Here is a 13,367-nt window from a genome sequence, read left to right as displayed (position 1 = left end):
TTAGGAGAGCGTTTTGAATATCGAGGCTATGAGCAGCCGACCGATCGCCGAGTGGACACTTTCCGATTTCGAGGCTGTAGCTACGTCCAACGTTCCCGAATCGCTAAAACTGGAATTCAAATCCGACTTTGAGCTAGGAACTCAAGAAAAGTGGCGTGCTCGGCAGGATCAAATCTCATCCAAAAGCAGAGACGCTTTGGCCGAGGAACTGGTCGCTTTTGCAAATGCCTTTGGCGGCGTTTTGCTGCTTGGAGTTCGCGAGAAGAAGCTAACTGACGGCGTCGCGGTCTCAGCCGGTGTGGGTGATCCCATCCCGTCGGTCGCCGAATGCGCCGAACGGTTAGAGAGCAGCCTTCGAGCTGTAATCGACCTCCACTAGCAATGCTGGAAGTGCGAGCGATAAAAACGAACGAAGACGGCGCCGGATTCATTGTGATTAAGGTTCCGCAATCGCTCTCCGCGCCGCATGGCGTAGGGCGGCCAGCAAGGGCATTCGTCAGACGTGGAGCGTCTTGTGAACCGATGACGATGCGCGACCTGCAGCACGTGTTCTGGGAAGCTCGAACTTCGATCGATCGAGTCAACCGCACCTTTGATCGTCAACGCAAGCAATTTGAGCAGGTGATCGAGCGGCGGTTTGTCCACTCTTCGTATCCGCCACATGTCTTCTTTCGATTTACGGTAGTGCCGGCGCTGAGCTTCCAAATTTCCCACCTGCCGTCAGTGGTTGGGCGTAGAGAATTTCAAGTTGCGGATGTGCCATTCCTCAGCAGTCAGCCGACGATGCTGACATTTCCTTCGCCACGTTGGAGACCTATTGCCGGGGCCATCAAAGCCGCCGACCAGGACGACGACGGGCGATTGAGGGAAATCACAATATGGACCGACGGCACAATGGAGCTATCGGGGATGCATGTTTCAAATGGTGACAAGACGAAGCACTACCCAGGTTGGTACGCTGTCGGCGCCATTTGGTCTTTGTATAATTCGTGGCGTCTGCGAAGACATTTAGGTCGAGTGGAAGTGCCGCTTCTGATGGAATGCGAGCTTCGGGCGTCCAAGGATGGGCAAGTCATCTTCAGCAATGGAGATGCATTCGGCGAAACCGTAGCTGCCTCGAGGTTCACGGCGTTGACCGATCGACTCGAACTGGGCGTAGATTCGACGTTCGATGACATTGCCCAACTGTTTGCCGAGCAAATTGGATGGGCATGTGGAATAGACGTCGATTTTTCAAAACTTCGACTGGGCCCCAATCTTTCTGTTCGATAGTTGGCGCTATCGAAAGTCGGTTTCCAAGCCTGCGCGCAAGGCTAGGCGACGGCCCAGCGCGGCACTACCAGCACCTTGATCTCGCCGGGCGCCGGCGGATTGGCGATCACCGCTGCCGCGTCTTCGAGCGGCACCTGCCTGGAGATCAGCCTGTCGATCTCGATCGCACCGGAAGCGATGAGTTCGGCGGCGCGGCGATGGGTGTAGGGATTGAGGAAGGAACCGAGCACCTTCAGTTCCCGGAACAGCAGGTCGAAGGGCTCGAATTCCGCTTTCATGCCTTGCGGCGTCACGCCGACAATGACGACCGTGCCGCCGGCCCGGGCCAGCCGCATCGACTGCTCGACGGTCTCTCGCACGCCGGCGCATTCGAACACCACGTCGGCTCCGCCCGGCACCAGGCCGGCTGACCCGGCGATGGCTTCGATGACATCGGTGGCGGTCGGATCGACCGAAGCCGTGGCGCCGAGATCCTCGGCGAGCGCGCGCCGCGAGGCTTGCCTGGTCGACAGGATGATGGTCGTGGCCCCGGCCAGTCTTGCCAGTTGCACGGTGAGCAGGCCGATCACGCCGCCGCCCAGCACCACAACCGTGGAGCCAGGGCTGATCTGTCCGAGGTCGATCGCGTGCAGACAACAGCCCAGCGGCTCGCAGAAGGCGCCATGTGTCGGCTTCAGATCGGCAGGCAGGACAAAAGCCTGCTTCTGCGGCAAGGCAAGATAGTCGGCAAAGCCGCCATCGCGATGAATGCCGATGGCGCGCAAATTGCTGCACAGGTTGACGCGTCCCGCGTGACAGTGCGCGCAACGCCCGCAGGCGATGTTGGGGTCGCCGGTCACGCGATCGCCGACGGCAAAGCCCGATACGGATTTGCCGATCGCCTCGACGATGCCGGAAAACTCATGGCCGGGCGTCACCGGCGGTGTGCACGGAAATTCACCGTGAAACAGATGCCGGTCCGTGCCGCAGACGCCGCAGGCTTCGATCCGCACCAGAAGCTCGTCCGGCCCGATGTCAGGCTTGTCGACGTCACGCAGTGCGATGCTGCCCACCGCTTCCAGCCGAACCGCTTTCATCATCGTCGCCATGGCCGTCTCAGTTGAAGCTTGGCGGCTGCGACAGGTCGGGTTGCGGTGCTGCCGGTTTGGCCGGCGGCGCGTCGCCCAAGCTCGGCGGCTGCGACAGATCGGGAGCGGCCGGCGCCGTGCCACCGCCGGTAGGCGCTGCGCCATCTGCCGGTGGAGTGCCGAGTGGCGACAGGCCGGGCACCTCCGGCACCTTGTAGTCGATCGTGCCGGGATCCACGACGGTGCCCTTGTAGTGCATCACCATTTGCGGGAAGGCGATGGTCAGTCCGATCATGATCACCTGGATACAGACGAAGGGCACCGCCCCCCAATAGATCTGCCCTGTGGTCACCGGCGCGATCTGTTTGCCGGTGAGGCGGTCGAGATAGGGCACGCGGGCGGCGACCGAGCGCAGGTAGAACAGCGCGAAGCCGAAGGGCGGATGCATGAAGCTGGTCTGCATGTTGACGCCCAGAAGTACGCCGAACCAGATCAGATCGATGCCGAGCTTGTCGGCGGCCGGTGCCAACAGCGGCACGATGATGAAGGCGAGCTCGAAGAAGTCGAGAAAGAAGGCGAGGAAGAAGACGAGCATGTTGACGCCGATCAGGAAGCCGACCTCGCCGCCCGGCAGCGACGTCAAAAGGTGCTCGACCCAGATATGGCCGTTGACGCCGTAAAAGGTCAGTGAGAACACCCGTGCGCCGATCAGGATGAACAGCACGAAGGACGACAGCCTTGTCGTCGAGGCCAGCGCCTGCTTGACGACGTCAAGCGACAAGCGCCCCTTGGCCGCCGCCATGAACAAGGCGCCGACCGAGCCCATGGCGCCGCCTTCCGTCGGCGTGGCGATGCCCAGGAAGATGGTGCCCAGCACCAGAAAGATCAGCGCCAGTGGCGGGATCAGCACGATGATCACCTGCTGCGCGAGCCTGGACATCATGTTGAAGTTCAGGCGTTTGTCGGCAATGGCGACGATGTAGATGAACAGCACTCCGGCCGTCGCGCCGAGAATGTCGGCATTGTCGCCATGCGCCGGCGCCAGATAACGATACGCCGCGTAGGAAACCGCTGATGTGACCAGCAAAGCCACCAGCAGCGACATCACGCCATGGCCGAGTGTACGAGCCTCGAGCGGCAGCGCCGGCATCGAGTTCGGCCGGATGATCGACATGATCAGGATGTAGGACATATAGAGGCCGGTGAGCACGAGGCCCGGGATCAACGCGCCCGCGTACATATCGCCGACCGAGCGGCCGAGCTGGTCGGCAAGCACGATCAGCACCAGCGACGGCGGGATGATCTGGGCAAGCGTGCCGGAGGCAGCGATGACACCGGATGCGAGCCGGCGGTCATAGCCATAGCGCAGCATGATCGGCAGCGAGATCAGGCCCATGGCGATGACGGAAGCCGCCACCACGCCGGTGGTCGCCGCCAAGAGCGCGCCGACGAAGATCACCGCATAGGCGAGGCCGCCTCGGATGGGCCCGAACAGCTGGCCGATCGTGTCGAGCAGGTCTTCGGCCATACCCGACCGCTCGAGCACGAGGCCCATGAAGGTAAAGAACGGGATGGCCAGCAGCGTGTCGTTCGACATCACCCGGCTGCCGTAGAAATTATCCGGCAATGCGTGCAGGAGCGGCCAGGCGAGGTTGATCGATCCTCCGGAATAGGGGGATAGCAGCACGCCGATGAAGAAGAACATCAAGCCGTTGGCGGCCAGCGAAAAGGCGACGGGGTAGCCGATCAGCAGGAAGATGATCAGCGAGGCGAACATGATCGGCGCCATGTTCTGCGCGATGAACTCCATCACGAGCGCACCTCGTCGGCCAGCGCCTTGGCTTCGAGTTCGGCCTGCTCATGCACCGATATGAAGGGATTGGGGTCGTCCATGTCTCCGCGCATGATGGCGATCTTCTTGATGATTTCGGAGATGCCCTGCAGCGCGAGCAGGAAAAAACCGATGAGCAGGATGGCCTTGGCCGGCCAGATGATCAGCCCGCCGGAATTGTTGGACATCTCGCCGCTGCGAAACGACAGCGACACATAGGGCACGAAATAGATCACCATCAGCGTCACGAACGGCATCAGGAAGAAGAGATGCCCGAGCAGGTCGATCCAGTGCTGTACGCGGCGTGAAAACAGGCCGTAGACGATGTCGATGCGGATATGTTCGTTCTGCTTCAGCGTATAGGCGGCGGCTAACATGAAGGCGGCGCCGAACAGGTACCATTGCAGCTCGAGCCAGGCGTTCGAGGATATGTCGAACACCTTGCGGATAATGGCGTTGGCGGCGCTCACCAGGATCGCCAGCAGGATCAGCCACGATATCCATTTGCCGATGAATTCGTTGGCGCGATCAATAGTCCTGGATAGAGCAAGAAGCCCTGCCATGCATTTCCTCCCTTGTACCGGAGGCGTGCCGGCTCCCCCCTTTTTTGTCCGTCACGCCGCGTGGTCCAACGGTATGCCGCGCGTGGACTGACGGGTCAACAAGCATAGAGGCAGCAAATATCATCGCATGGCAGACAGTGCCCGATACCGGCGATCTGCCCTCGCGTCATGCAACCAAAGTCTGACCTTTTCAGGCGATTTTGCCGGTGTCGCGGCCGGCGCCGATCAGGATCAGCGTCGTGACCAGGAACAGATACATCCACGCGTCGCGCCACTCGACCGGGAAATAGCCGGCCCACAGCGATTCGGCCATACCGAAGGCGGCCGCGCCGAGTGCTGCGCGCGGTGGCGAGAGATAGCCGCCGACCGCCGTCACGAACAGGATCTTCAACCCGTAGACGAGGCCCGAGCCGAAGCTGACATTGCCGTAATAGAGCCCGGCCATGACACCGGCCAGCGCGGCGCAGAAGCCGCCGAACAGCACCGCATGCCGAAACACCGCGCGCACGTCGACGCCGCACATCGCGGCTGCCTTGGGGTCGTCGGAGACGGCGCGCCAGCGCCGTCCGAAGCTCGACCGGGCAAAAGCCCGGCTGGCCAGCGCGATTGCCGCCACCACCACGGCGCAGTCGATGATCTGGATGAGCGTCAGCGTTGCCTTGAAGGTCGCGCCCTGCGCGAAAACGATGGGCTGCGCCAGCATCGGCGGGAGCCACAGATCATGCGTGTCGGCGGCGATGCGGCTCGCTTCGGACAGCAGCAGCAGGATGCCGAGCGTCGTCACCACGATCGCATTGGGTGTACGGTCGGCCAACGGTTCGAAGACGCTGCGTGACAGCACGTGGCTGATCAGCGCGGCATAAAGGAACGCGGCGACGACGCCGAGCGCCACCGCCGCCAGCAGCGTCAGCCACAGCACCTGATAGCCGAAGGCCGCGGTCAGGATCATCGTCTGGCCGCAAAAGGCGAACAATGCGCCATAGGCGAGATTGGTGCGGTGCAGGATGCCGTTGGTCAGCACATAACCAAAGGCGAGCAGCGCATAAAGCGCGCCCGAGTGCAGCCCGTTCAACACCTGCTGGAAGAAATAGAGCATGCAAAACCTCGAAGCATGCCGCCAAAAGTGCGAAGCGGTCTTGGCCAACGACATGCTCAAAAGGCTGCGGAGACCGCCGCATCCCGGAGTGAGGTTGCATCGCTGAATATAACTTGTCAAATACGATTTATCGGTTAGATTTTTGGCATGACAGTATCGTGGACCCCGCACCGCTTCACCGGCGGCTTGCTTGCGCTCGACACGGCGAACACCGTCGTGCTGCGCGGCGATCGGGAGCGGACGTTCGATCGCTTCGACGATCCGGCCGAGATTGCCCGCTTCGCCGATGCGGCGAGCCGCTTTCGCGCCGCCGAACTTGGCGAAAGGCCGTTGGCGGTATCCTCGGCGGTGGCGATCGCGCCCGTCGTGCTGTCGATCCGCGAGGCGACCGACCGGCTGTTCCGTGGAGCGGCGTCGAAGGGCGCGGTTGCCACCACTGATCTGCCCGGATTCCTGAGAGCCTGCGCCGATGGCCTTGCCGGCAGCCGGACCGAGATCGGTGCGCCGGGGAGGCCGTTCGGTGATCCCCTGACGCCGATCGCCTTCGAGGCGGCACTGGCGGTTTCGGCGCTGTCGCTTCTGCGCGACGACACCGTCGCGAGGCTCAGGATCTGTCCCAACTGCACCTGGCTGTTCGTCGACAGAAGCCGCAATTCCAGCCGCCTTTGGTGCGACATGGCGGTGTGCGGCAACAGGCAGAAGGCAAGCCGTCACTATCGTCGCCGTCGCATGGCGGAAAATGAGGTCAGGAATGCGTAGCGGCCTTTCCCGTTCGATCCTTGTCGGCGCGGCACTCATCGCGGCCGTTGCGCTCGGCGCCTGCCGCGATACCGGCAGCGACGAAGGGAAGCTGTTCGAGATTTCCGGCAAGATATTCGTCTTCAACTACCGCCTCGCAAGGGCGACCTATGTCGTGACCCTGCGGCCGCTGAAGCCGATGGGAGAGGGCCAGGTCGCGGTCGCCAGCTTCCAGGATCCCGCCGGCGGCGTGCCTCTGGTGGTCGAGCAGAAGGTCTGGCCGAAGCTCGACAAGGTGACGCTGGAGAGCCCGGCACTGACCTGCGTCGTCAAGAACAAGCCCTATGCGATTGCCATCAGCATCAAGGGCGCCGACGGCGCGGTCCTGCAGAAGATCGATACCACGCTGATGTCGACGGAAGACCAGTCGATCCTGCCCGACCGGCCGCTGGTCATCGATCAGCTCTACACCGCCAACCCCGATCTCGTCGGCCATCCCGACGGCAAGCTGCCGGGCGAACCGAAGCCGGATTGCTCGAAGGGCGGCTGACGCGTCGCGGCCATCCGGGCCGCAGCTGAAATTTTCGTGCGCCGGGCAATGTCCGCGGATCGTTTCATACCCTATTCAGGATGGCCGCGGACTGTTCGTTGCGCGTTGCCTGGCATCTGCGATTTTGTTTGACCTGCCTTGCAAGGGGAGAAAGGATGCGTCATCCGACCCCGACGTTGGCTGCCTGCCCCGCGTGGCCTCCGCAGAGGAAATGCCTGATGACGCTGCACGACGTCACGCTCGACGACAAGTTCGATCTCGCAAAGGAGCGCATCTTCCTGTCCGGCGCGCAGGCGGTCATCCGCATGCTGCTGATGCAGCGCGAGCGCGATCGCCGCGCCGGCTTGAACACGGCCGGCTTCGTCTCCGGCTATCGCGGTTCGCCGCTCGGCGGCCTCGACATGCAGCTGTGGAAGGCGAAGAAACAGCTCGCCCAGGCTGACATCGTCTTCCAGCCGGGTCTCAACGAGGAGCTTGCCGCCACCGCTTGCTGGGGCGCGCAGCAGACGGAACTGCTGGGCGAGGGCACCCATGACGGTGTCTTTTCGGTCTGGTACGGCAAGGGGCCGGGCGTTGACCGCTCAGGCGACGTGTTCCGCCATGCCAACCTCGCCGGCTCGTCGAAGCATGGCGGTGTGCTCGCCTTGATGGGCGACGACCATATGGCCGAATCCTCGACCAACGCGCATGCCACCGAATTCCTGTTCGTCGACACGATGGTGCCGATCCTCAACCCGGCCGGCGTCCAGGAGATCATCGACTACGGGCTCTACGGCTTCGCCATGTCGCGCTTTGCCGGCACGTGGGCGGCGATCAAATGCGTCAAGGACAACATCGAATCGACCGCCTCGGTCGATGCCTCGCTCGAGCGGCTGAACATCGTCGTGCCGGAGTTCGACATGCCGCCTGGCGGTCTCAACATCCGCCACGAGATCGACATGCTCGGCCAGGAGGAGCGGCTGCATGAGCATAAGCGCGCCGCGGCTTCCGCCTTCATCCATGCCAACGGGCTGAACCGCATCGTCTATTCGGGCGGCCGCAATCCGAAGATCGGCATCATCACGCTGGGCAAGAGCTATCTCGATGTCCGCCAGGCGCTGGAGGACATCGGCATCGACGAGGCGGCCGCCAACCGCATCGGCGTGCGGCTGTTCAAGGTCGGCTGCCCCTGGCCGCTCGACCTGCATCACATCGCCGATTTCGCCCGCGGCCTCGACACCATTGTCGTCGTCGAGGAGAAGCGCTCGCTGATCGAAGTGCAGTTGCGCGAAAGCCTTTATGGCACTGCCACCCAACCGGTCATTATCGGCAAGAAGGACGAGCGCGGCGACTGGCTGTTTCCGGCCAAGGGCGCGCTCGATCCCAACGACATCGCCATCGCGCTTGGCGAGAGGATCGTCAGGACCATCGGCCCGTCCGCAGAGATTTCGGCGCGGGTGGCAAAACTGCGCCAGTTCCAGGCAATGCTCACCGAGGCCACCGACATCGGCTCGCGCACGCCGTTCTTCTGCTCCGGATGCCCGCACAATTCGTCCACCAAGGTGCCGGACGGCTCTATCGCCGCGGCCGGAATCGGTTGTCACTTCATGGCGCTATGGATGGACCGCAACACCGTCGGCTTCACGGCCATGGGCGGCGAGGGCGCGCAATGGGTCGGCCAGGCGCCGTTCTCCAAGCGCGAGCACATCTTTCAGAATCTTGGCGACGGCACCTACAACCATTCCGGTACGCTGGCGATCCGCTTCGCGCTGTCGAGCGACGCCAACATCACCTACAAGATCCTCTACAACGACGCCGTCGCCATGACCGGCGGCCAGCCGCACGAAGGCGGCCTGACCGTCGACATGATCGCCAGGCAGGTGCGCGCCGAAGGCGTCGACCGCATCGCCATCGCCACCGATGAGCCCGGCAAATATGCCGGCAAGGCCGAATTCCCGGCCGGCGCCACCATCCATCACCGCGACGACCTCGATCTCGTCCAGCGCGAGCTGCGCGAGGTCAAGGGCGTTTCGGTGCTGCTCTACGACCAGACCTGCGCCGCCGAAAAGCGCCGTCGCCGCAAGCGCGGCACCTTCCCCGATCCCGACAAGCGGGTCTTCATCAACGAACTGGTCTGCGAAGGCTGCGGCGATTGCGGCGTGCAGTCGAACTGCGTCTCGATCCAGCCGGTCGAGACCGAATTTGGCCGCAAGCGCAAGATCGACCAGTCGAGCTGCAACAAGGATTTCTCCTGCGTCAACGGCTTCTGCCCGTCCTTCGTCACCGTGCACGGCGCCAAGATCCGCAAGGCCGAGGGCCTTGCCGGCAAGGCCGATCCGCTGGAAGGCGTGCCCGTGCCGGCGCAATTCCCGCTGGGCGAGCAGGGCTGGGCGGCGATCATCGATGGCGTCGGCGGCACCGGCGTCGTCACCGTCGGTGCGGTGCTTGGCATGGCGGCGCATCTCGAGGACAAGGGCTGCGGCATGATCGACATGGCCGGCCTCGCCCAGAAGGGTGGCTCGGTGTTCACGCATGTCCGCATCGCCCGCACCCCGGACGACATCCATGCCATCCGCGTTTCGGCCGGCAAGGCCGATCTGGTGCTTGGCTGCGATCTCGTCGTGTCGGGCGCCAAGAAGGTGCTGACCGCTGTGCGCGAGGGCCACACCATCTTCGTCGCCAACACCGCCGAGATCATGCCCGGCGAATTCGCCCGCTCGGCCGATTTTTCGTTGCCGACAGAGCGGCTGAAAAAGGCGATCCGCGCGGCAGCGGGCGACGACAAGGCGCATTTCTTCGACGCCACCCGCACCGCCACGGCACTTTTCGGCAATTCGCTCGGCGCCAACATGTTCATGCTCGGCTTTGCCTTCCAGCACGGCGGCCTGCCATTGTCGGCCGAGGCCGTCGAAAAGGCGATCGAGCTCAACGGCGAAGCCGTGGCGATGAACATCGCCGCTTTCCGCTGGGGACGTCGTGCTGCCTATCAGCCGGATTTCGTGCGCCGGCTCGTTGCCCAGCCGGGTCCGGCCGTGGCTGGAAAGGCCGACCAGGCCACGGATATCGCCGAGACGCTGGACGACATCATTGCCCGCCGCGTCGCCTTCCTAACCGCCTATCAGAATACGGCCTACGGCAAGCGTTATGCCGAAAAGCTGGCCGTTTTGCGCGCCGCCGAAGCGAAGGCCGTGCCGGGTTCGACTGCGGTGGCGCAGGCAGCCGCCAGGAACCTGTTCAAGCTGATGGCGATCAAGGACGAATACGAGGTGGCGCGTCTTTACACGGACGGCTCTTTCGTCGCCGAACTTGGAAAACAGTTCCAGAGCTATGAAAAGCTCGAATTCCACCTCGCTCCGCCGATCATGGGCCGTCGTGGCAATGACGGCAGCCCGAGGAAATCAAGCTTCGGTCCGTGGATGATGAAGGGCTTTCGGGTTCTGGCGGCGATGAAGGGCCTGCGCGGCACCGCCTTCGACCTGTTCGGCTACACCGCCGAACGGCGCATGGAGCGGCAGCTACTGGCGCGGTACGAGGCGGATCTGGAGCTCATCGCCGGATCGCTGGCCCCGGCCAGGGTCGATGCGGCGGCTGCATTGGCTTCGGTGCCTGCCCTCATTCGCGGCTACGGCCACGTCCGTCGAGCCAGCGCCGACAAGGCTTCGAGCGAACGCCAAAGGCTGCTCGAACGCCTGTCGAGTACGCCGGCGCGGCCCGAACTTCAGGCCGCCGAATGATCGATACGCCTTGTTTACCTGAACGACAGTTTCCTTGCTTTCCGTTACGTCACTCGGCTTGACGGCAGGAGCGCGGGGGTCTCTCTAAATCTTTCTTAAGGCGGATGTGGCACTGCTTGGCTCCCCAGGGTTGGGATTCAGGCGTTGAATCTGAGAAAAAAGAACGAGATTCCGGTCGACGTCTACATTCCGTTCGTGGAAACCTTGTTTCGCGACGGGCTGACGCTTTCGATCGGCATTCTCGCGCAGACTTTCCTGATCGGCCTTGTCTGGTGGAAGAACGGCGATCCGCGGTATTTGCTGGTCGCGATCTCGATGGTTCTCGTCGGTGTGTTCCGCATGAGAAACTTTCGAAAATACAACAGCATGCCTTCGCCGACGACCTGGGAAGAAGCGCACAAGCGTGAGAATGACTACATTCTCTATGGCTCCCTGCATGGCTTGACGCTTGGCGCCTTCTGCCTGCTCGGCATCTATTTCGCGCGCGACGGTTTCGCCGAAATCGCCTCCGTTTGCCTGACGCTGGCGACGGCGACCTCCATCGCCGGCCGCAACTACGGCTCGCCGCGCATGGTCACCATCCTGACCATTGCCTTGACCTGGCCGATCTCGCTGGGCTTCCTGCTGCGCGGCGACATCTACCATGTCCTCCTCGGGCTCCTGTCGGCGCCGTTCCTGTTCGCCATCCGGAAATTCGCCAACACCGTACGCGATGTGCTTTTTGCGGCCGTCTCGGAAGAAAAGAAGGCCAACCGCATCGCCCAGCGCTTCAATCGGGCGCTCAACACCATGTCGCACGGCCTTGTCATGCTCGGGCCGGACGGCCGCGTCGCGGTGGCCAATGCCGAGGCCGCGCATTTGATGTCGCTCAAGTCGCCGGATGCGCTGCTCGGCCGGTCGATCCATGGTCTGTTGATGCGCGGTGTCGCCGGCGGCATGCTGGCGCCCAAGGATTGCCGCTACATCGAGGCGCAGCTGACGCGTGCCCTGCGCGAGGGCCGCGACCGCAAGGTGCTGGTTTCCCTCGCCAACGGCCAGCATTATGAGTTCTCGGCTCGCGAAGGCAGCCAGGAACTGGGCGTGATCACCTTCGAGGACGTCACCGCCCGTGTCGAGGCGGAAGACAAGATACGCTTCATGGCACGTTACGACAACCTCACCGGCCTGCCCAACCGCGCCTATTTCCATGAACTGGTCGGCGAGGCCATGGCGTCCGGCGATCGCGATCGTCTCTGCGGCCTGGCGGTGCTCGACCTCGACGATTTCAAGAGCGTCAACGACACGCTTGGCCATCCTATCGGCGACGGCTTGATCTATGCCGTTGCCGAGCGGCTTGCCGCCATTGCCAGGCAAGATATCACGGTCAGCCGTTTCGGTGGCGACGAGTTCATGATCTTCTTCGACCGCGTCGAGGATGAGAGCCATCTGACCAGCCAGCTCGACGAGATTTTCGCCGGCCTGCAAGGGGAAGTCGACGTTGCCGGTCACGGGCTACGCATCCAGGCCAGCGGCGGCGCGGTACTGTCGCGGGTCAAGGATACCGATGTCGACGCCATGATCGTCAAGGCGGACCTGGCGCTCTACAAGGCCAAGGAACTCGGGAAGAACAGCTGGCGGCTGTTCGAAGCCTCGATGGATGCCGCTTTCCGCAACCGTCAGCTGATGAAGGCGGATTTGCGCACAGCCGTGGAAAGCAAGAGCCTGCGGGTGGTCTATCAGCCGATCGTGGCGATGAGCACCATGCGCATCGCCAGCTGCGAGGCGCTGTGCCGGTGGGATCATCCCGATCTCGGGCCGATCTCGCCCAGCATCTTCATTCCACTGGCCGAGGAAATGGGCATCATTTCCGAGATCAGCACCTTCGTGCTGCAGGCAGCCTGCGCCGAATGCGCCAAATGGCCCGACCAGACCAGCGTCTCGGTCAATCTCTCCGCCAAGGATTTCCGCAGCCGCGATGTCATCCAGAAGGTTCGCGATGCGTTGGCCGGCACCGGCCTCGCCGCCTCCCGGCTCGAGATCGAGGTCACCGAAACGGCGCTGCTCGACGACAAGTCGCTGACGCGCCAGTATATCGAGGAGCTGAAGCAACTTGGCGTGCGCATCGCGCTCGACGATTTCGGCACCGGCTATTCGAGCCTGAGCTACCTGCACAAGCTGCCGCTCGACAAGATCAAGATCGACCGCTCGTTCCTGATGGACGTTACCCAGAATCCCCGTTCGCTCGAGCTGCTCAAGGGCATCGTCAACCTGTCGCGGCCGCTGGGGCTTTCGGTGACCGTCGAAGGGGTCGAGACCTTCGAGCAGCTCAAGATCCTGGCGCTGCAGGTCAAGCCTGATCTTGTCCAGGGGTTCCTGTTCGGTTCGGCGCTCAGCGCTTCCGGCATCGAGACGATGTCGAACACCGTATGGCCCTTCGCCAAGGATATCAGGACCGCCAAAAAGGCGGTACGTCGCTGATTTGCGGCGTATGGCGCATGGTGCCCAGGCACTGAGAGCCCATCCCTGTTTCCTTCAAGAGGCTCGAGGTTTCCCTGCAC

General features: G+C 62.9%; 10 protein-coding genes. 6 read left to right on the top strand and 4 right to left on the bottom strand.

The genetic code is table 11. The features are described from left to right. Nucleotides 1-13 precede the first annotated feature (13 nt). Nucleotides 14-379: an AlbA family DNA-binding domain-containing protein gene (locus NKJ11_RS26085; protein ID WP_352794624.1), complete on the top strand. Its 366-nt coding sequence runs from the start codon at nucleotides 14-16 to the stop codon at nucleotides 377-379. Nucleotides 380-522: 143 nt separating this feature from the next. Continuing rightward, on the top strand, nucleotides 523-1,272 hold the full coding sequence (locus NKJ11_RS26080) for a hypothetical protein (protein ID WP_352794623.1): 750 nt from the start codon (nucleotides 523-525) through the stop codon (nucleotides 1,270-1,272). A 41-nt stretch (nucleotides 1,273-1,313) separates the two neighbouring features. Here the strand turns inward: NKJ11_RS26080 and NKJ11_RS26075 are convergent, their stop codons facing one another. From NKJ11_RS26075 to NKJ11_RS26060, 4 genes are all read right to left on the bottom strand, one after another. Then, nucleotides 1,314-2,348, bottom strand: coding sequence for a zinc-dependent alcohol dehydrogenase family protein (locus NKJ11_RS26075; protein WP_352794652.1), 1,035 nt, complete (start codon nucleotides 2,346-2,348; stop codon nucleotides 1,314-1,316). A 19-nt stretch (nucleotides 2,349-2,367) separates the two neighbouring features. Next, on the bottom strand, nucleotides 2,368-4,149 hold the full coding sequence (locus tag NKJ11_RS26070) for a TRAP transporter large permease (RefSeq protein WP_352794651.1): 1,782 nt from the start codon (nucleotides 4,147-4,149) through the stop codon (nucleotides 2,368-2,370). Beyond that, a complete protein-coding gene (locus tag NKJ11_RS26065; RefSeq protein ID WP_127412900.1) occupies nucleotides 4,149-4,733 on the bottom strand; it encodes a TRAP transporter small permease subunit in 585 nt (194 codons plus the stop codon). The genes NKJ11_RS26070 and NKJ11_RS26065 overlap by 1 nt, the downstream gene beginning before the upstream one ends. 190 nt (nucleotides 4,734-4,923) lie before the next feature. Beyond that, entirely contained in the window at nucleotides 4,924-5,829 is a 906-nt protein-coding gene (locus tag NKJ11_RS26060) for a branched-chain amino acid ABC transporter permease (protein ID WP_023813601.1), read from the bottom strand. A 147-nt stretch (nucleotides 5,830-5,976) separates the two neighbouring features. Between NKJ11_RS26060 and NKJ11_RS26055 the strand changes: the two genes are divergently transcribed. The 4 genes from NKJ11_RS26055 (at nucleotide 5,977) to NKJ11_RS26040 (ending at nucleotide 13,287) form a co-directional block, all read left to right on the top strand. Continuing rightward, the gene (locus NKJ11_RS26055) at nucleotides 5,977-6,588 is read left to right on the top strand and encodes a CGNR zinc finger domain-containing protein (protein ID WP_352794621.1); all 612 of its coding nucleotides are present in this window, start codon (nucleotides 5,977-5,979) and stop codon (nucleotides 6,586-6,588) included. Beyond that, nucleotides 6,581-7,117 (top strand): hypothetical protein, encoded by a 537-nt coding sequence (locus NKJ11_RS26050; protein ID WP_352611591.1) that lies wholly within the window; start codon nucleotides 6,581-6,583, stop codon nucleotides 7,115-7,117. Before NKJ11_RS26055 ends, NKJ11_RS26050 begins: the two co-directional genes overlap by 8 nt. A gap of 218 nt (nucleotides 7,118-7,335) precedes the next feature. Continuing rightward, nucleotides 7,336-10,830 (top strand): indolepyruvate ferredoxin oxidoreductase family protein, encoded by a 3,495-nt coding sequence (locus tag NKJ11_RS26045; RefSeq protein WP_352794620.1) that lies wholly within the window; start codon nucleotides 7,336-7,338, stop codon nucleotides 10,828-10,830. A gap of 144 nt (nucleotides 10,831-10,974) precedes the next feature. Continuing rightward, on the top strand, nucleotides 10,975-13,287 hold the full coding sequence (locus NKJ11_RS26040) for a putative bifunctional diguanylate cyclase/phosphodiesterase (RefSeq protein WP_352629866.1): 2,313 nt from the start codon (nucleotides 10,975-10,977) through the stop codon (nucleotides 13,285-13,287). The last annotated feature ends 80 nt before the right edge of the window (nucleotides 13,288-13,367 follow it).

It is taken from the genome of Mesorhizobium sp. M0243, from assembly GCF_040321775.1.
GTDB lineage: Bacteria > Pseudomonadota > Alphaproteobacteria > Rhizobiales > Rhizobiaceae > Mesorhizobium.
This window is presented reverse-complemented; position numbering and strand designations above follow the sequence as displayed.